The sequence below is a fragment of the Micromonospora sp. NPDC023966 genome, assembly GCF_040639095.1.
Taxonomy (GTDB): Bacteria; Actinomycetota; Actinomycetes; order Mycobacteriales; family Micromonosporaceae; genus Micromonospora.
The window spans coordinates 95,077-113,219 of record NZ_JBEZZJ010000007.1 but is presented as its reverse complement, the minus strand read 5'-3'; the positions used below and the strand labels follow the sequence as shown (position 1 = coordinate 113,219).

18 protein-coding genes are annotated in these 18,143 nt (G+C 71.0%); 10 read left to right on the top strand and 8 right to left on the bottom strand.

Going from position 1 to position 18,143, the window contains the following annotated elements; genetic code table 11:
- Positions 1-54: 54 nt before the first annotated feature.
- Positions 55-342 carry a DUF2277 domain-containing protein gene (locus tag AB0F68_RS13130; RefSeq protein WP_357336237.1) on the top strand — a complete coding sequence of 96 codons (288 nt, stop codon included), beginning with the start codon at positions 55-57 and terminating at the stop codon, positions 340-342.
- A gap of 337 nt (positions 343-679) precedes the next feature.
- Here AB0F68_RS13130 and AB0F68_RS13125 read toward each other — a convergent pair whose 3' ends face one another.
- Positions 680-1,129 (bottom strand): SRPBCC family protein, encoded by a 450-nt coding sequence (locus tag AB0F68_RS13125; RefSeq protein ID WP_357336235.1) that lies wholly within the window; start codon positions 1,127-1,129, stop codon positions 680-682.
- A 417-nt stretch (positions 1,130-1,546) separates the two neighbouring features.
- Here AB0F68_RS13125 and AB0F68_RS13120 point away from each other — a divergent pair, with 417 nt between their 5' ends.
- Positions 1,547-1,831 (top strand): DUF6817 domain-containing protein, encoded by a 285-nt coding sequence (locus tag AB0F68_RS13120; protein ID WP_357336233.1) that lies wholly within the window; start codon positions 1,547-1,549, stop codon positions 1,829-1,831.
- A 56-nt stretch (positions 1,832-1,887) separates the two neighbouring features.
- Positions 1,888-2,313, top strand: a complete 426-nt coding sequence (gene coaD / locus AB0F68_RS13115) for a pantetheine-phosphate adenylyltransferase (RefSeq protein WP_357336231.1) — start codon at positions 1,888-1,890, stop codon at positions 2,311-2,313.
- Positions 2,314-2,408: 95 nt separating this feature from the next.
- Here the strand turns inward: coaD and AB0F68_RS13110 are convergent, their stop codons facing one another.
- The 3 genes from AB0F68_RS13110 to AB0F68_RS13100 are packed head-to-tail and all read right to left on the bottom strand — an operon-like array spanning position 2,409 to position 4,177.
- Positions 2,409-2,864: a DUF6069 family protein gene (locus tag AB0F68_RS13110; RefSeq protein WP_357336229.1), complete on the bottom strand. Its 456-nt coding sequence runs from the start codon at positions 2,862-2,864 to the stop codon at positions 2,409-2,411.
- 12 nt (positions 2,865-2,876) lie between these two features.
- Positions 2,877-3,158: a hypothetical protein gene (locus AB0F68_RS13105; RefSeq protein ID WP_357336227.1), complete on the bottom strand. Its 282-nt coding sequence runs from the start codon at positions 3,156-3,158 to the stop codon at positions 2,877-2,879.
- Between the two features lie 5 nt (positions 3,159-3,163).
- Positions 3,164-4,177: an RNA polymerase subunit sigma-70 gene (locus tag AB0F68_RS13100; protein ID WP_357336225.1), complete on the bottom strand. Its 1,014-nt coding sequence runs from the start codon at positions 4,175-4,177 to the stop codon at positions 3,164-3,166.
- A 174-nt stretch (positions 4,178-4,351) separates the two neighbouring features.
- Here AB0F68_RS13100 and AB0F68_RS13095 point away from each other — a divergent pair, with 174 nt between their 5' ends.
- Positions 4,352-4,735, top strand: coding sequence for an Imm8 family immunity protein (locus AB0F68_RS13095; protein ID WP_357336219.1), 384 nt, complete (start codon positions 4,352-4,354; stop codon positions 4,733-4,735).
- Positions 4,736-5,726: 991 nt separating this feature from the next.
- Entirely contained in the window at positions 5,727-6,230 is a 504-nt protein-coding gene (locus AB0F68_RS13090; protein ID WP_357336214.1) for an FMN-binding protein, read from the top strand.
- Positions 6,231-7,618: 1,388 nt separating this feature from the next.
- Here the strand turns inward: AB0F68_RS13090 and AB0F68_RS13085 are convergent.
- Together AB0F68_RS13085 and AB0F68_RS13080 are read right to left on the bottom strand one after the other, a co-directional pair.
- Positions 7,619-8,113: a nucleoside deaminase gene (locus AB0F68_RS13085; RefSeq protein WP_357336211.1), complete on the bottom strand. Its 495-nt coding sequence runs from the start codon at positions 8,111-8,113 to the stop codon at positions 7,619-7,621.
- Positions 8,114-8,353: 240 nt separating this feature from the next.
- On the bottom strand, positions 8,354-8,656 hold the full coding sequence (locus AB0F68_RS13080) for a DUF6882 domain-containing protein (RefSeq protein ID WP_357336209.1): 303 nt from the start codon (positions 8,654-8,656) through the stop codon (positions 8,354-8,356).
- 134 nt (positions 8,657-8,790) lie between these two features.
- On the opposite strand from AB0F68_RS13080, the gene aceB reads away from it, so the two are divergent.
- From aceB to AB0F68_RS13055, 5 genes are read left to right on the top strand one after another with little or no spacing between them, the layout of a single operon-like run.
- Positions 8,791-10,374: a malate synthase A gene (gene aceB / locus AB0F68_RS13075; protein ID WP_357336207.1), complete on the top strand. Its 1,584-nt coding sequence runs from the start codon at positions 8,791-8,793 to the stop codon at positions 10,372-10,374.
- A 29-nt stretch (positions 10,375-10,403) separates the two neighbouring features.
- Positions 10,404-11,876, top strand: a complete 1,473-nt coding sequence (locus AB0F68_RS13070) for an FAD-linked oxidase C-terminal domain-containing protein (RefSeq protein WP_357336204.1) — start codon at positions 10,404-10,406, stop codon at positions 11,874-11,876.
- Entirely contained in the window at positions 11,876-13,207 is a 1,332-nt protein-coding gene (locus AB0F68_RS13065; protein ID WP_357336193.1) for an FAD-binding oxidoreductase, read from the top strand. Before AB0F68_RS13070 ends, AB0F68_RS13065 begins: the two co-directional genes overlap by 1 nt.
- Positions 13,207-14,628 carry a heterodisulfide reductase-related iron-sulfur binding cluster gene (locus AB0F68_RS13060; RefSeq protein WP_357336191.1) on the top strand — a complete coding sequence of 474 codons (1,422 nt, stop codon included), beginning with the start codon at positions 13,207-13,209 and terminating at the stop codon, positions 14,626-14,628. Before AB0F68_RS13065 ends, AB0F68_RS13060 begins: the two co-directional genes overlap by 1 nt.
- A 55-nt stretch (positions 14,629-14,683) precedes the next feature.
- Positions 14,684-16,564 (top strand): L-lactate permease, encoded by a 1,881-nt coding sequence (locus tag AB0F68_RS13055; RefSeq protein WP_357336188.1) that lies wholly within the window; start codon positions 14,684-14,686, stop codon positions 16,562-16,564.
- Between the two features lie 109 nt (positions 16,565-16,673).
- On the opposite strand, the gene AB0F68_RS13050 is transcribed toward AB0F68_RS13055, so the two are convergent.
- Together AB0F68_RS13050 and AB0F68_RS13045 are read right to left on the bottom strand one after the other, a co-directional pair.
- Positions 16,674-17,081, bottom strand: a complete 408-nt coding sequence (locus tag AB0F68_RS13050) for a VOC family protein (RefSeq protein WP_357336185.1) — start codon at positions 17,079-17,081, stop codon at positions 16,674-16,676.
- Positions 17,038-17,853, bottom strand: coding sequence for an ArsR family transcriptional regulator (locus AB0F68_RS13045; protein WP_357336180.1), 816 nt, complete (start codon positions 17,851-17,853; stop codon positions 17,038-17,040). The genes AB0F68_RS13050 and AB0F68_RS13045 overlap by 44 nt, the downstream gene beginning before the upstream one ends.
- Positions 17,854-18,143: the final 290 nt, after the last annotated feature.

Below are 18,143 nucleotides of genomic sequence, written 5' to 3'. Positions count from 1 at the left end.
GGGCGTTGCTGGTAGCCCACCTACCGTGTCGGCCCGGCCTGGCATGGTAGAGGCATGTGCAGGAACATACGCGTGCTCCACAACTTCGAACCGCCTGCGACCGACGATGAGATCGAAGCCGCCGCCCTCCAGTACGTGCGCAAGATCAGCGGCGCGACACGGCCGTCAGCGGCCAACGAGGAGGCGTTCGGCGAGGCAGTCCGCGCTATCACGGCGGCCACCCGGACCCTCGTAGACAGCCTCGTGACGAAAGCACCTCCCCGCGACCGCGAGGTGGAGGCCGCCAAGGCCAAGGCGCGGACGGCCGAAAGGTACGGGCTTCGACCGGCCGCCTCGGGCTGACGGGCTCCGATCTCACGGGCCACGCTTGGTCGAGCCTTCCTGCTCGGTGGACTCGTTCGGCGGTTCCGAAGGAGTCAACAATGCGCTGGCCAGCCGGCGATGTTCTCACCTGCCGAGAACATCGGCACCGGACATCGCTCCCGAGCCGGCAGCTGACCGGCTCGGCTATAAGCGCGACTCGGCACTCTTCTCGGCGACCCCCAACCGGCCCCGAATCCTTCACCGGCTGATCGGGCGGCGTCCGCTATGCCCTGAGGGCTCGCCTCGCCGGGGAGCTCTTCGACGGCCGCGCGCAGTCAAAGCCAGCCAGGGCGGTGATTGGGTGCAGCGGCCTCACCTACGGTGCAGGGAGCTGTCGGTGTATGGCGATGTCCTCCACACGGTGCAGTGTCTCCGAGTTACGCGGGCGCAGCATCAGCGACAGCACGGCCTCCGGGACGAAGCGGGCGACCCCTGCGGCCGCCCTCCAGCCCATCCGCACGCGGGTGACGGTGGCCGAGACCGGCTCCAATGTCAAGCGGACACGAGCGATCCCGAGCGGCCCGGCGTGCGCGTCGAGTTCCAGTAGTCGGTCCGGCTCCATCTCGCGTACCACTGTCTGGTCTTCGATCTGCAGCGGCCATGGGCGCACCCGGTGACGGACTCGGGTACCCACTGCGGGCCAGCCGTCGTCGACTGCACGTATGTGGGCGGCGCCGACGACCCAGCTTGCGTAGCTCCACCCATCCGCAAGCACAGCGAAGATCCGCTCGGGCGGGGTGCGGATGGTTCGGCAGACCTCGATCATCACGTCTCCTCGCCTGCGGCCGCGCCGCAGGCCTTCCCTGTCTGGGCGGAGGCAAACGAGGGCTGGTTGGGACTGTCGCTTCGCCAGGCGATCCACGGCGGTCCGGCGCGGCTCCGCCCGCACGATTCGGCGCGCGACACGCGTCACGGCCTCGTTCGGGATGACCCGCCACCCGGCGGGGCCTACGCCCTGGCCCACGCCACCGCACGATCTTCGGTTGTCCTCACAAGTCATCGATGATCAACGCGGTGGCCGTCCTCATGCTCGTGCCACGCGCAACACCGAAACCAGGTGGCGTTGAGGTGCTGGGTTTGCCGACCCTCAGCCAGGCGAGTGCCAGTCGTATCCACGGCGCTGTGACATATTGCCCACACCCAGGGGCCAGCGAATCCGCCAGCCGATACCTACAGTCGGGCCATGAGCACCGACAAAGGCGTGCGGGTCTGGCTCCGCCGGCATGGAGCTGAGCAGATCGCGCATCCCGGGGGCAACCTGTACGCCCACCTATGTCGAGTCAGCGAACGACTAGTGCTCGGCTGCAGCAGTGAAGTGCAAGCCGCAGGCCTTACCCACGCCGTCATCGAGCACGATCCTGCGGTGGCGGACCGGCACGGTACCTACCTCCGGGAACTGTTCGCCTCTTGGGCCCCACTGGCCTCTGAGCAGGTCATCCGCGATCCGCAGCGGGTCTTGCAGCCGTGACACTCGAACCATCGGCAGGGCCACGTTCGATAGCACGCACCCCCGGTCGCGTACAGGTGCGAGCCGTCTACCCCGGCAGCTTTGATCCCTTCACCCCAGGGCATTTGAATGTGGTGAAGCGGGCACGCGACCTCTTCGACGAAGTGGTCGTGCTCGTCGCGGTCAACAGCAGCAAGCATCCGGGCACCGACGAAGAGGAGCGAGCGGCCGCCGTTCGGGCCGTTCTGCCGGTCGAATGGACCTCCGTCACCGTTACGGCGTGGAGCGGGTTGACCTCCACCTACTGCCGTCGCCATGAAGTAGGAGTGATCGTCCGCGGTGTGCGTAACACCACCGACCTTCGGACCGAGTACCAGCTCGCCGCGATGAACCAGTCGCTGGGTGTCCCCACGGTATTTCTGCCTGCCCAGCCCGAACTGGCTACGGTGTCGTCGACCGCAGTTCGCGCGCTGGGGAAGAGGCCTTCGTCCACGCAGTCGTAGGCTGCCCAAGCCGGCTGGCTTCCCGGCGACGCTGCCACGGCAACGCTCGGCTGTGGCCCACGTCGAAGAACTCCTCAACTCCCGTTGCGGGATCGTCAATCGGTCCGGGTGCGGAGGCTCCGCGTCAGGGTGGGGATCATCACCGTCGCAGGGACGAGGTGTAGCCCGAGGAGGGCGGTGATGGTGGCGGTGTTTGCCCCGGAGAGAAGGGGCGGGACCAACGAGATCGCGGTGAGCGACACTGCCGTCCACACGAATCGCTGGGCGGGGCGAGCGCTCCAACGGAGAAGAGCGACGGCAATGACGATGCCCACGACCGAGAAGAAGCCGGTCACCACGGCGAACCCGGACAACGGGATCGTCTCGCCACCATCGGGGACCTCGAAGTCGACGCCAACGACCTGGGCAAGCGCAGCGGCGAAGGTGGTGGCCACCATCGCTGCGAGCGTGGCAATGAAGCCGGTGACGGCGAGCCCGCGGAGTCGGTGGGTGTGGCTGGACTGGCCCGATGCCGGGCCCGCGACGGCCCCGCTGTCATTCACGCTGTTCATGTCGTGCCTCCATCATTCGGCAAGTGGCGTACGGGGTGTGCTGACCGGCATGTGACGGTCCTGGCCCTCTGCGGGTGACGATGCGCATCGTCGCCGTGCGACGGCCGGGGTTGCGCGGGCCGCGACGCCGATGCCACGGAGCCAGAACCCGGCGGCGCGTCCGAGGACCGACCCGGACTGGCCGTCGCGCAGCTCCAGCTGCACCCGCCCGCGGGTGACCACGTCGAATGCGTCACGCCATTCCGCCGCGACCACCGCCGAACGCTCGCCAGCGCCCAGCGCGAGCGTCCGCACCGGGACTACTCCGTGCCGTCCGCCGGCAGGCGCTCCGGCAGCCCGAGCCGCGGGAACTGGTCGTCGTGGAAGATGACGATCTCGGTGATCGCCCCGCCGGTGACGCGCAGGACGTCGATCGTCAGCGGCAGGTATGCGCGCTCCCCCTCCCGCCACAGGTAGAAGGCCACGGCGGGCTGCCGGTTCACGAAGGTGGGGACGGCGCGCAGGCCCTCCAAGTCCTCGAAGCCGCTCTCGGCCCAGTCGTTCACCACCGCGTCGCGGCCGACGTACAAGCCCGGCGTGGGCGGCATCGAGCAGCGGACGTCGTCCCGCAGTAGTGCGGCGACCCGGTCGATGTCGGTGGCGAGGCTGGCGTCGGTGAAGCGGCGCACCAGCTCGCGCGTCCCGGCGTCCTCCTGCCCGCCGGTCCAGTCCTGCCGCTCGGCGGGCAGGTGCTCCCGCATGCCGGCGCGGGCCCGCTGCAGCGCGCTGTTCACGGAGTTCACGGAGTCGCCGAGGAGCTCCGCGGCGTCCTTCGCCGGCCAACCGAGCACGTCCCGCAGGATCAGCACGGCCCGCGGGCGCGGCGCGAGGTGCTGGACTGCGACCATGTACGCCAGCTCGATCGTCTCCCGCGCGACGGCGACGGTCTCCGGCTCGTCCGCGTCGCCCGCCGGCAGCTCGTCGAGCAGCCGGTCCGGGTAGGGCTGCAGCCACAGCACCTCGCCGCCGGTAGCAGGCTCCGGGCGACACTTGGCGAGCAGGTCCAGGCAGGCGTTGGTGGCGATCCGGTACAGCCAGGCCCGGAACGTCGACCGCCCCTCGAAGGTCTCCCGTCGCCGCCAGGCACGGAGGAACGTCTCCTGCACGGTGTCCTCGGCGTCCTCGAACGACCCGAGCATCCGGTAGCAGTGCACGTGCAGCTCCCGCCGATACCGCTCCGCCAGCCCCGAGAACGCCCGCTCGTCGACCTCGCCCAGGCCGCTCCCGCCCAAACCGCTCACGCCCAGCTCCTCCAGCCGCGTGTCCGCACTCATCACGTCATCCTTCCGCCTCGTCGTGTCCCGTCTTAGGTGTGACGGGTGCGGGCGCGACAACTCATCACTCCGGTCGGTCGGCATGGCTGATCCAGTGACCGATCCGGTGGGGGAGCACGGCCGGTGTAGTCCCCACCGCGTGAGTCGCTAGAACGCTGGCGGTAACTTGCCACAATGCGTGCAGAAGTCCGGCGGGTGCTCTTCCCAGACGTGGAATCAGGGGAACCCTTCGATCCTTCGAACGCCTTCCAACTAGTGGAGGTGTACGTCGGGGCCGTCGGGGAGGCAGGCGAAGAGCAGTACTTGGTGGCTGCCTGCACGCCGGCCGCCCTGGCAGAGCTGCTGCGGCGGCAGCCCTTCCTGGTAGGGCGCCATTGGCTGTTCGTGGAACAGTTCTCAACCACAGCCGTCGAGGCGGTGCTACGCAAGCTGATCGGGAACGTCGAGGCGACCAGCCAGGCTGGGTTTGTCGAGAAGCTCGCTCGCATCGGGCTATGGGAGTTCGAGGACTACAAGAGCACCACGGGCCATCCATGGGCCAGTAACCGTGGCGCGTAGCGGTCACGAGGGGGGCACGAGACGCAATCGGGACGGCGACCGGCTGCAGGCGTTTCGGGCATCGCGGTCGGTTGAGCGCGCTCTTCCAAACTGGCGCTCCGGGGTCCAAGCTCCAGCTACGCCGACAACTGCCGGTACACCGCGAGAAGTAGCAGAGCGATGCCGACGGCAGCCGTTGCCCAGCCGGCGCGCAGAGTTGCCGTTGGATGGCGAGGCGACCAGCCCCCGGAGCCCAGGCAGGGAGGAGGGGCCCCTTGCCTCGGGACCGAGGCCGCCGGTACACGTAGCCCTGGCGAACGGAGATGAGGCCAAGGACGATGACCAAAAGCGCGAAGAGCGCCAGTTCGAACGGCTGGGCTTCGGCTCCCGCTGCAACACGCATGCGTAGATGATGATTTGTCTCGCCAACCGTGCCATTAGCGTGCCATTGGGCGAGGACAGGAGGGGCCAGCCGAGGCCACGAGAGACCGCCGCGACCAGGCCGCCAAACCGGTAGACAGGCAGAATCGGCGATTGCGGTGGGGGGTGTGGTGGTCCGGGTCCGCCCGTGCGGCCGGCTTGGTGCTGGCTGAGCGTGATCGACTCGATGTCCCGGATGTGGCGGTGTCCGGTGCGCGCGGATACCGCCAGGTGCGGGATCTGGTGCGGGTGTCCGGTTCGGGTCGTCCGGTGGCTGCCCGGGTGGGTGGGGGTGTCCGGTTTCGAGGTGTGACCGGCGGCATCCTGGGGGCGGAATCGTGGCCGGGCCCGGGTCGTTACATCTCCCGTACGACCGAGTACCTGGCCCCATCCAGGGCTGGTGCACCGGGCCCGGGTCGGAATGATGGCGGGCCGCCGGTCGTTACACATGGTCCCGGCGCCGCGAAGAGGCCCTCGCCCCGCGGCCGACACCGGGCAGAGACTTTTTCCTTTGATCTTTTGAGCGCCTGACGGTGCTTGCGTCTGCCGCTGGCCCCATCGCGGTGACGCCAACTCCGAATGGAGCTTTGTCATGAACACGATGCTGCGTAAGAGCGTTCTGGGTATGCGCATGATCACTATGTGGTTCTTCGCCACGATCGCCGTGGTGGTACTTCTCTTCAGCTACCGGACGTCGACCGGACCCGACAGCTCGGCCGAGACCGTTGGCGGCGCAAGCGCGCCGGGCGTGGAGGCCGGCCCCGGCGCGGCGGCGACGTCACGGGGCACCGTCGCACGGTCCGGTTCCACCACCGTCGCCGCCGGCCCAGTCGTGCCGACCAAGCGGGGGAACGTCCAGGTGCAGGCCCACATCAGCGGCGGCCGGATCACCGACATCACGCCGATGACGGTGCCGAGCACGAACAACCGCTCCCGCGAGATCAACAAGCACGCGGTGCCGCAGCTGCGCACGGAGGCGCTCGCCGCGCAGAGCGCGCAGGTCGACGCGGTGTCCGGGGCGACGCTGACCAGCGACGGCTACACGAAGTCGCTCCAGGCCGCGCTGGACGGCGCTCACTTCCAGGCCAAGCCGTGACCAGGCATGCGTTCGTCGAGCACTGGAACAGCGGGCCGATAGTGCAATACGCCGCTGGCCGGCACCCCACCGAGGGTGCCGGCCAGCGGCGTACATCCGGGCAGCGCGACCGGGTATGAAAGTGGGGAGTGGCGGCAGTCACCGACAGCGTGGAACAACCGGCGGTCGGGGTAGGTTGAGAAGGGTGTCGGTGTGTCCAGTGTCCCCGGGCCTCACCTAAATTGCCTTCGCGGAATACCGTTCGGCTGGAGCCGCGTCGCGTCACTCGCCGAGAGGCGACCTGCACACCGGCACCCGTTCCCGCCCCCGGCTCCGGCCGGGGGCGGAATCGTTTTGCGCAACGATCCGTCGCCCTCGCTGTCCGCTTCCCAAGCTGCGAGTTCCTGGACTCAGCCGTGAGCCGGACGGGAGGCCGGTGCTTGTCTTCGTCAGCGATGATCGCTGCGTGGCTGAGAAGGACTTCAAAACTCGCGGCGGCGTTGTCTACGTCGACCCACAAGTTGGGACGTGGGGACGCCCACAGTTCCATCGGAGGGCGACATGGCCATTCGCCCGGCTCCGCGTCGGAGCGCAGGACATCATGATCTCCTCAATCTTCGGAGAGTTCCAAGTTACGCGGACGAACCTGGTTTCGATCTCCCGCGTCCGTATCGTCCCCGTGCTGGCTGATGGCTTCAAGTTTGTGGCACACGGCCACGACGAAGCAGTGATCTTTTGGGCTATGGGCGCCCGCAAGGTGTTGGACGAGTTGCGGCGCCACAGATGGGCGGTAGGAGACGCCTAGCACCGACGCTCGCCGGTGACGACGGACCGACTGAGCAGGTGTGCATTCGCCTGACAAGCCATACCGAGCTGGTTGCCGAGTTGGGTGCCGTCGAGCAGGGTGACAGAGCAACGAGTGACAGCAACGGCCCTGGACGGCCAGACGCAGCAGCAGACGAATAGAGCGCTGATCCCAGTGGTTGCAGACCCTTCTGGACCGAGCCGGACAGCCCAGCCGAGGCTACGGACCAGGTGGTGGCCGGGCTAGGCCCCTCTCCCGTCGGCAGTGCGTCAGGCCCTGTAAGTCGTGGCCCAACTCGCGCGTCAGGCCGACCGCGTCGACCCTCCATTCCAGCTTTCAGCCACGTGGGCTTGAACGCGTGCCCAGTTGAAGGTGTTGTCCCACCATGTCCGGTCGGACGCCCGGCGCCCCCGGGCGCGTTCGTCTTCCGTGCGGAGTGCCGCCCGCCGGGGTAGGTCAGCAGCGTGCTCTGGAGGAACCGCTCACCGGGCGCAACCCTGGGCCGCCGCAGTCGACGTGCAGTTGGACCGCTCTTGACGGCAGTCCTGCGTCGGCCTCGGGGATTCGACCGTGGCGAGGCGGCGCTGCGAGCCCGGACGCGTGGCTATTGTGCGGCTCGCCGATTCGCAGCGCGTTCGTGCAAGAGCCGCATCTCCTCGTCGAGTGGAGCGACCGGGCCGACAACCGTGAGAGCCGGCGCGACGGCGGTGACGGGAAGCACGGCCACCGGCCCGGCTGGCAAGCCCCACTCCGCTCGCCAGGTGGCGAGCTGCGAGCTCGATGCGGCGTAGACAATGCGGCCAAGTCCGACCCACGCGTGGGCGGCCGCGCACATCGGGCAGTGCTCGCCTGAGGTGTAGACGGTCGCGGTCGCCCGCACCGCTGGCGGCAGATGTCCGGCCGCCCATTGCGCTAGGGCGAGCTCAGGATGCGCCGTCGGGTCCGCCGAGGACGTCTCCCGGTTTCGGGCCTCCGCCAGCACGACTCCGCTCGGGCCGACCAAGACCGACCCGAACGGGTCGTCGCCCGCCGCCAAAGCTTCTGCGGCCAGCGCTACGCATCGCTGCAAATGGGTGATGTCCTGTCGGTCGGTTGTCATTGCCGGCCCTCCTTCCGATTGTGCGATCATCGCCAGCTTCGCAGACTGGGCGAGTGCCTCGAGATCGTGGATGGCATGAGCCAGCCCGACGCAGAGCTCCCGCAGAGGTGCGCCGCCCTCCAAGACCGATCGAGCCGTTGACGCATCGCGCGCGCAGCTGCCGCGACGTCCTCCACAGGTCCAGGCTCCGAGGGGTCTCAGACTCCCGTCCGCCCGCCACCGCACTGCTGCGGTTGCCCTTCAGACCCGGCGCAGATTGTGAATGGCGAAGTGGAGGTCCATCTCATCGCCGGGCTCGAGCCACAGGCCGTCGGCGTACAACACATCTGCAGCGACGATCCTGGCCTGCGCCACCGGCTTTTGCTCGGCGCGGAAGCTCGGCCAGATCAACAGCGGAAAGACCCGCTCTTCGCCGTAGCGGGCCACGCCGGTGATGTCACCGAGCACCGCCGGCGACAGGGAGTCGTTGGCCCAGGACCACGACCACGTGCCCGGTCGGCGGCCCCCGACCCGACCGTTCGCCGTTCGCCGCAGGTCAGACACCGCTCGCCGCAGTGGATCGACCGTTCCCGGCCACTGTGCCGTCGCTCAACTCGCGGCCATGACCAGCGAGAACTACAGTCGGCTGGAGCACCACCGGATAGATCGCGACACATATCACGGTGAGGAGCGAGTCGATGGCCAACCCTGCCGGCATCGAGGTCACCGGGCCGATGCACCCCCGGTACGACGACATCCTCACCCCCGAGGCGTTGAGCTTCCTCGCCGACCTGCACCGCGCCTTCGACGCCCGCCGTCGCGAACTGCTCAACCGGCGCAAGCAGCGCGAGGCCGATCTCGCCGGAGGCGCGCTGTTCGACTTCCTCCCCGAGACCCGGGAGATCCGCGAGTCCGACTGGCGGGTCGCCGACCCCGCGCCGGGCCTGGTCGACCGCCGGGTGGAGATCACCGGCCCGACGGACGCCAAGATGACCATCAACGCGCTCAACTCCGGGGCGAAGGTGTGGCTGGCCGACCACGAGGACGCCAACACCCCGCTCTGGGAGAACGTCATCTCCGGCCAGCTCAACCTGCGCGACGCGATCGACCGTAAGCTCGACTTCACCTCGCCGGACGGCAAGCAGTACGCCCTGCACGACGGTGAGCTGGCCACCATCGTGGTCCGGCCGCGCGGCTGGCACCTCACCGAGAAGCACATCCTTGTCGACGGCGAGCGCACCTCCGGCAGCCTGGTCGACTCCGGCCTCTACTTCTTCCACTGCGCCCGCCGGCAGCTCGACCGCGGCGCCGGACCCTACTTCTACCTGCCCAAGATGGAGAGCCACCTCGAGGCGCGACTGTGGAACGACGTCTTCCTGCTCGCCCAGGAGCGCCTCGGCATCCCGCGCGGCACCATCCGGGCCACCGTGCTGATCGAGACGTTCCCGGCCGCGTTCGAGATGGACGAGATCCTCTACGAGTTGCGCGAGCACTCCGCCGGGCTGAACGCCGGCCGCTGGGACTACATGTTCAGCGTGATCAAGAAGTTCCGCAACCGGGGCGCCGACTTCCTGCTGCCCGACCGGAACTCGGTGACCATGACGGTGCCGTTCATGCGCGCGTACACCGAACTGCTGGTGCGGACCTGCCACCGGCGGGGGGCGCACGCCATCGGCGGGATGGCCGCGTTCATCCCCAGCCGCCGCGACCCGCAGGTCAACGAGATGGCGCTGGCGAAGGTCCGCGACGACAAGACGCGGGAGGCGGGCGACGGGTTCGACGGCTCCTGGGTCGCCCACCCCGACCTGGTGCCGATCTGCCGGGAGGTCTTCGACCAGGTCCTCGGTGACCGGCCGAACCAGCTCGACCGCACCCGCGACGAGGTCCGGGTGACCGCCGCCGAGCTGCTCGACGTTCGGTCCACCCCGGGGCAGCACACCGAGGGCGGGCTGCGCAACGCGGTCAGCGTCGGCGTGCATTACCTGGCCACCTGGCTGCGTGGCTCCGGCGCGGTGGCCATCTACAACCTCATGGAGGACGCGGCCACCGCGGAGATCTCCCGCAGCCAGGTGTGGCAGTGGCTGCACAACGACGTCACCCTCGACGACACCGGTGAGCGGGTCACCCGGGAGCTGGTCGAACGGATCGCCGACGAGGAGATCGGGAAACTGCCCGGTGCTCCCGGTGACTACGCCGACGCCCGGGCGCTGTTCATGGAGGTCGCCGTCGCCGACGAGTTCGCCGACTTCCTGACCGTGCCCGCGTACGAACGGATGCCCTGACCGACGACCGACGCGACGTGGAGGTGGCGATGAGCAGGACCACGACGGACCTCGAGGCTCTCGCCGCCGCCCTGCGGGCCGCCATCGGCGCCGACCGGGTGATCAGCGACCGGCAGCAGCTGCGCACCTACGAGTGCGACGGGCTGGCCCAGTACAAGGTGATCCCCGCGCTGGTGGCGCTCCCGGCCGACGCGGAACAGTGCGCCGCCGTCGTGCGGGCCTGCGTCGCCGCGGGTACGCCGTTCGTGGCCCGCGGCTCCGGCACCGGGCTCTCCGGCGGCGCCCTGCCCCGCGCCGACGGCGTCCTCGTGGTCGCCTCGCAGATGCGGGACATCCTGGAGATCGCGCCGGACGACGAGCGGGCGGTGGTGCAGCCCGGCGTGATCAACCTGGCGGTCACCCGGGCCGCCACCCCCTACGGCTACTACTACGCGCCGGACCCGTCTAGCCAGCAGATCTGCTCCATCGGGGGCAACGTGGCGGAGAATTCGGGCGGCGCCCACTGCCTGAAGTACGGCTTCACCACCAACCACGTCCTCGGCGTCGAGCTGGTCACCCCGGACGGCGACCGGGTACGCCTCGGCGGCCGCGCCCCCGACGCCCCCGGCTACGACCTGCTCGGCGCGTTCGTCGGCTCCGAGGGCACCCTCGGCATCGCCACCGAGGTGACCGTCCGGCTGACCCGGCTGCCCGAGTCGGTGCGCACCCTGCTCGCCGCGTTCGAGACGACCGACCAGGCCGGTGCGGCGACCTCGGCGATCATCGCGGCCGGGGTGGTGCCGGCGGCGGTGGAGATGATGGACGCCCTGGCCATCGAGGCGGCCGAGGCGGCGGTGCACTGTGGCTACCCGCCCGGCGCCGGGGCCGTGCTGATCGTCGAGCTGGACGGGCCGGAACCGGAGGTCGCCGCCCAGTTCGCGCAGGTGGAGAGCCTCTGCCGGGAGAACCGGGCGTTCGAGATCCGGATCGCTGCCGACGATGCCGAGCGGGCGCTGTTCTGGAAGGGGCGCAAGTCCGCGTTCGCCGCCGTGGGGCGGATCAGCCCGGACTACATCGTCCAGGACGGGGTGATTCCGCGGACCGCCCTGTCGGAGGTGCTGCGCCGCATCGGTGAGCTCTCCGCCGAGCGCGGCATCCGGGTGGCGAACGTCTTCCACGCCGGCGACGGCAACCTGCATCCGCTGGTCCTCTTCGACGCCGCCGTCGACGGCGAGACCGTCCGCGCCGAGGAGGTCTCCGGCGCGATCCTCGACCTCTGCATCACCCACGGTGGCTCGATCACCGGGGAGCACGGCGTGGGCATGGACAAGGCGAAGTACATGCCCCGCATGTTCACCGACGACGACCTGGACACGATGCAGCTGCTGCGCTGCGCGTTCGACCCGGACGGGCTGGCCAACCCCGGCAAGGTCTTCCCGACGCCCCGCCTCTGCGGCGAGGTGCCGGGCCGACACAAGGGGGTCCACCCGGCGCAGGAGGCCGGCCTGGCGGAGGTGTTCTGATGCCCGCCGACCGGACCCTCGACCAGCTCCGCGCCGCCGCCGAGGTGCGCCCCCGCGACGTCCCGGCGCCGCGCCCCGCCGCGCCGGGCGGGGCCGCGACCGGCGACCCTGGGCACGACGACGGCGCGGTCGTCCGCACCGCCGGCGAGCACGACACGATCGCCGGGGTGGCGGCCCGCTACGTCGCCGCGCCCCGGGACACCGGCCAGGCCGCCGCCCTGCTGCGCGCGGCAGCCGCGCTCGACCTGGCCGTCACGTTCCGCGGCGGCGGCACCAAGCAGGACTGGGGGAGTGCACCCCGTCGACTCGACCTGATCCTCGACACCACCGCCCTGACCGGGGTGGTCGAGCACGCCGCCGGCGACCTGATCACCGTGGTCCGGGCCGGCACCCGCCTCGACGAGCTGCCGGCCACCCTGGCCGGCGCCGGGCAGCAGCTCGCCCTCGACGTACCGCTGCCCGGCGGCACCGTCGGCGGCGCCGTCGCCACCAACACCAGCGGCCCGCGCCGGATGCTCTACGGAACGGTCCGCGACCTGCTCATCGGGGTCACCCTGGTGCGCGCGGACGGGGTGGTGGCGCACGCCGGCGGCAAGGTGGTCAAGAACGTCGCGGGCTACGACCTGGGCAAGCTGGTCACCGGCGCGTACGGCACGCTGGGGCTGATCACCGAGTGCGCGTTCCGGCTGCACCCGCTGCCCGCCACCGTCGCATACGTCTCCCGCGCCGTGGACGACCTGGCCGAGGCCGGCCGCCTGGCCGGCACGGTACGGGCGGCCCAGCTCGTACCCACCGCGCTGGAGGTGGACGCGCCGGCCGGCGAGCGAGCGAGGGTCACCGTGCTGCTGGAGGGCACGCCGGCCGGGGTGGCCGCCCGGGCCGCCGCGGCCCGCCGGCTGCTCGGCGCCGACGCCACCGACGCCGACCAGCCGCCCGGAGGCTGGGCACGCCATCCGTGGCGGGACGGGGACGTCGGCCTGAAGCTGACCGCCGCGCTCTCCGGCGTACCCCGGCTGCTGAGCGATGCCCGCGCGGCGGCCGACCGGCACGACCTGCCGCTGGCGCTGCGCGGTTCGGCCGGCGTCGGTGTCCTCTACGCCGGCCTGCCCGGCGCATCCGACCCGGAGCGGGTCGCGGGCCTGGTGGACGCGCTCCGGGCGACGACCGGCGCCGTCGGCGGGCACACGGTGGTGCTCACCGCACCCGCGCCCGTGCGGGACCGGGTCGACCTGTGGGGACCGGTCCACGGCCTGGAGCTGATGCGCCGGGTCAAGCAGCGCTTCGATCCGGACGCCCGGCTGACGCCCGGCCGATTCGTGGGAGGGATCTGATGAGCATCCCCCAGCAGCCCGGCCCGACCCCGGTCACCTCACCCGGCGGGAGCCAGCCGGCCAGCGGTCCCCGCGACGTGCTCGGCGCGGCCGCCCAGCCGCCCGGCGTCGGCGCCTTCGACGAGCACCACCCGCCGTCCGCCGAGCTGGTCGCGGACTGCGTGCACTGCGGCTTCTGCCTGCCCACCTGCCCGACCTACGTGCTCTGGGGCGAGGAGATGGACTCGCCGCGCGGGCGGATCTACCTGATGAAGCAGGGGTTGGAGGGCGAGCCGCTCGCCGACTCCATGGTCACCCACTTCGACCGCTGCCTCGGCTGCATGTCCTGCGTGACCGCCTGCCCCTCCGGCGTCCAGTACGACCGGCTCATCGAGGCCACCCGCCAGCAGGTCGAACGCCGGCACCGCCGCGGCCCTCGGGACCGGGCGCTGCGGGCGGCGATCTTCGCGCTCTTCCCGTACCGGAGGCGGCTGCGGCTGCTGCGCGGGCCACTGCGGGCCTACCAGGCCACCGGCCTGCCCCGGCTGGTCCGCCGGAGCGGGCTGCTGCGCCGGCTGGCACCCACCCTGGCGACGGTGGAGTCGCTGGCCCCCCGGCTGGGCCGGGCCGCTCGCCCGCCGCAGCGGGTGGCCGCCGTCGGCACCCGGCGGGCCGTGGTCGGCATGCTCACCGGCTGCGTGCAGGGCGCCTTCTTTCCCGAGGTGAACGCCGCCACCGCCCGGGTGCTCGCCGCCGAGGGCTGCGAGGTGGTGATCCTGCCCGACCGGCAGGGCTGCTGCGGGGCGCTGAGCGTGCACAACGGACGGGAGGAGGAGGCGCGCCGCTTCGCCCGCCGGATGTTGGACACATTCGCGGCCGCCGGCATCGACTATTTCGTGGTCAACGCGGCCGGCTGCGGCTCCACCCTCAAGGAGTACGGGGACCTGCTGCGCGACGACCCCCGGTACGCGGCGCTCGCCGCCGACTTCGCCGGCAAGGTCCGCGACCTCTCCGAGGTGCTGGTCGAGCTCGGCCCGGTCGCCACCCGGCACCCGCTACCGGTGACGGTCGCCTACCACGACGCCTGCCACCTGGCCCACGCCCAGGGCGTCCGCGCGCAGCCCCGCCGGCTGCTGCGCGACATCCCCGGGCTGGAGCTGCGGGAGATCGCCGATCCGGAGATCTGCTGCGGCTCGGCGGGCATCTGGAACATCCTCCACCCCGGGCCGGCCGCCGAACTCGGCGACCGCAAGGCCCGCACCGTACTGGCCACCGGGGCGGGGCTGCTCGTCACCGCCAACCCCGGCTGCCTGATGCAGGTCGCCGCCTCGGTGACCCGCGCCGGCGGCGACATCGCGCTGGCACACACCGCCCAGGTCCTCGACGTCTCGATCCGCGGACGAGGGGTCGAGGAGTTGCTGCACCAGCGAACCCCGTCCTGACGGCGGGATCCACCGTCACCGCTGACCCCCGTCCCCCATAGCGTCGAGGTGACCCATGTTCGACCAGTTCAAAGTCGTCACCGATCCCGTCGGTGACTCCGTCGCGCTCTCGGCCATCTTCGCGGTCCTACCCCTGCTCACCCTCTTCGTCCTGCTCGGCGTCATGAAGGTCAAGGCCTGGTTGGCCGGCGTGATGTCCCTCGCGGTCGCCCTGATCGTGGCCATCGCCGTCTACGCCATGCCGGTCGGGCAGGCCGTGCTCTCGGCCACCGAGGGCGCCGCCTTCGGTTTCTTCCCGATCCTCTGGATCGTCATCAACGCGATCTGGGTCTACAACCTCACCGTCGAGAGCGGGCATTTCGACGTGCTGCGCCGCTCCTTCGAACGGGTCAGCCCGGACATGCGTATCCAGGCGATCATCATCGCGTTCTGCTTCGGTGCGCTGCTGGAGGCGCTGGCCGGCTTCGGCACGCCGGTGGCGATCACCGTGGTGATGCTGATGGCGCTCGGGTTCCGCCCGATCCACGCCGCCTCGGTGTCGCTGCTGGCCAACACCGCGCCGGTGGCCTTCGGCGCGCTCGCCACCCCGATCGTCACGCTGGCCAGCGTCAGCAGTGGCGCCAACCCCGATCCCCGGCTCACCGTCGACACCCTCGGCGCGATGGTCGGCCGGCAGACCCCGATCCTCGCGGTGGTCGTACCGCTGATGCTGGTGGCCCTGGTCGACGGGCGGCGCGGCATCCGCCAGACCTGGCCGGCCGCGCTGGTCGCCGGGGTGAGCTTCGGCCTGGCGCAGTTCGTCGCGGCGAACTACATCTCGGTGCCGCTGACCGACATCGTCGCCGCGCTGGTCTCGGCCGCCGCCGTGGTGCTGCTGGTCCGCGTCTGGCGCCCGGTCACCCCCGCCGACCTCGGCCGCGAGCCGGAGGCCGCCGCCGTGCCGGCCGCCCGCGGGGCAGTCGACGCGGAGCTGGCCGGTCCCGGCGCGGTCCGCGCCGCCGCGGGCACCCGCTCCGATACGACCAGCACCGCCGCCCCCGGACTGGGCGGTTCCGGTGGGGAGACCCCGCCGGGTGATCCGCGCATCGACGAGACCGCTCTCGTCGGCCGGCACCGCGACGACGACCTGGAGCAGCGGCCCACCGACCAGGTGCGCGCCGTCACGGCGGGCGGTCGGCGGATCGCGGACACCCCGGTCGAGGTCGCCCGGGCGTACGCGCCCTACCTGATCATCATCGCGATCTTCTCCATCGCCAACCTCGGCGCGGTGAAGACGGCCCTGGCGAAGGAGCCGTGGACGGTGAAGTTCAACTGGCCGGGGCTGGACATCCTGGGCGGCAACGGCAAGCCGCTGTCCTCGATGACGTTCACCTTCAACTGGCTGCCCGCGGCGGGCACCCTGATGATCCTCGCCGCCATCCTGACCGCGCTCGTGCTGCGGGTCCCGGCGGGCCGGGCGCTGCGCGCGTACGGCCGCACCTATTTCGAGCTGCGCTACGCGATCGTCACGGTGATGGCGGTGCTCGCCCTGGCGTACGTGATGAACCAGTCCGGCCAGACCAACACCCTCGGCGCGTTCCTCGCCGCGGCCGGCGGGGCGTTCGTCTTCCTGTCGGCGATCCTCGGCTGGATCGGCGTCGCGGTGACCGGCTCGGACACCTCCGCCAACGCGCTGTTCGGCGCGTTGCAGGTGCAGACGGCGACCCGGGCCGGGCTGGACCCGCTGCTGCTGGCCGCGGCCAACTCGTCCGGCGGAGTGCTGGGCAAGATGATCAGCCCGCAGAACCTGGCGATCGCCGCCGCGGCGGTCGGCATGGCCGGCCGAGAGGGGGAGATCTTCCGGAAGGTGTTCGGCTGGAGCCTCGTGCTGCTGCTGTTCATGTGCGTGCTGGTCGCGCTCCAGGGCTCCCCGGTCCTGAGCTGGATGGTGCCCTGATCGCAGGTCCGACCGCCCGGGCGCCACGGATCACGTGGCGCCCGGGCGAGGTCGGACACCGCGCCGGAGGTGGCGAGGATGACGATCAGCAGCGCCGGCGACCCGGTGGTCACGGCACGGCTGTCGCAGTGGGCGCCTGACCGGCCGGTTGGAACAGTTCGATCAGATTGCCGGCGGGGTCGGCCAGCAGGATCTGCTGCCCGCCCGGGCCGGCGACGACCTCGCTGCGGAACGGCAGCCCAGCTGCCCGGTGTCGCTCGATTTCGGCAGCTAGATCGTCGACGGTGAGGTGGATGCGGTTGCGGCCGGGAGCGGCGGCCTCCTCGGGCGTGGCTCGGGCACCCGAGCTGGCCGGCCCGGACAGCAGCAGCCGCAGCGGGCCGCGGAACACCTCGGCGAAGGCGGGTGCGGCGTCGGCGCCCAGTTGGAAGCCGAGGTGGGTGGTGTAGAAGTCGGCGGCTGCCCCGACGTCGTCAACCAGGTAGCGGACGCTGGCGTACTCGTGGCTTCCGGTCATGGCGCGAACCTCCTTGCTCGAGGACGGGTAGCAGGTGGCGGATGCGGGTGTCGATGTCGGCCGCGGTGCGGGTGAAGGCCCGATAGCCGGCCTGCTCGCTGTCGCCGGCCGCCGCGGGGTCGGGGATGCTCCAGTGGATGCGGCGCGGGTGCTGCGGGAACTCGGGGCAGGCCTCGCGGGCCCGGTCGCACAGGGTGATCACATAGTCGAACCGGCTGCCGGCCAGGGTGTCCAGGTGGCGCGGCCGCTGATCGGCGAGGTCGATGGCGTACCGCTCGCGCAGGACCCGCACGCCGTCGGGATGCAGTCGTGGCGCCGGCCGGGTCCCGGCGCTGCTCGCCTCGACGTGTCCCGCCGTGTGCTGGCGGAGCAGGGCTTCGGCGATCGGTGAGCGGCCGCTGTTGCCCGTGCAGACGAACAGCGCGGCGAGGCGGCGCGACCGCCGCGGGCGGACCGGCGGCGGCGTGCCGCTGCCCGGACGTAGGGCCGGGTGCAGGGCGGCGCCGGCGCCGGCGAGCCCTTCGGCGCAGCGGTCCAGATCGAGGTGGTAGTAGCTGTCGCGGCCGTCGAAGCTGCTCCGGGTGGCGGTGACCAGACCGCCGTCTCGCAGCAGCCGCAGGTGGTAGGAGACGAGGTTCTGCGGCTCGCCGCTGAGCGTGGCGAGCTCGCGGACCCGCAGGTCGGTGCCGGCGAGCTCGGTCAGCAGCCGCCAGCGCAACGGATGAGCGGCCAGCCGCAGGAACGCGGGGGCGGCTTGCCCGGAAGCACTCATGAATCGGAGGATACATCAAATCTGTTTGATCGTTCCTCGCCACGGCCGCCCTGTTCCTGGGCGGCGCCGGCCTCTACGCGCTGCGCAGGTGGGGGGCACGGTGTCACTGAATCTGCCCGGCATCGGCACCGAATGAAATCGGGCGAGAATTGTTCTGCCGCGCACCGCGGCATTTCGCGGCAGGCAATATTGCCCCGGTTGACCGCCTTATCGCCGACGACCGCCCGGCCGGTGGCCGTCCTGCGCGGGTTCCGCCTGCTCGGCGTCGGCTCGATCCGGTCTCGGGGGCA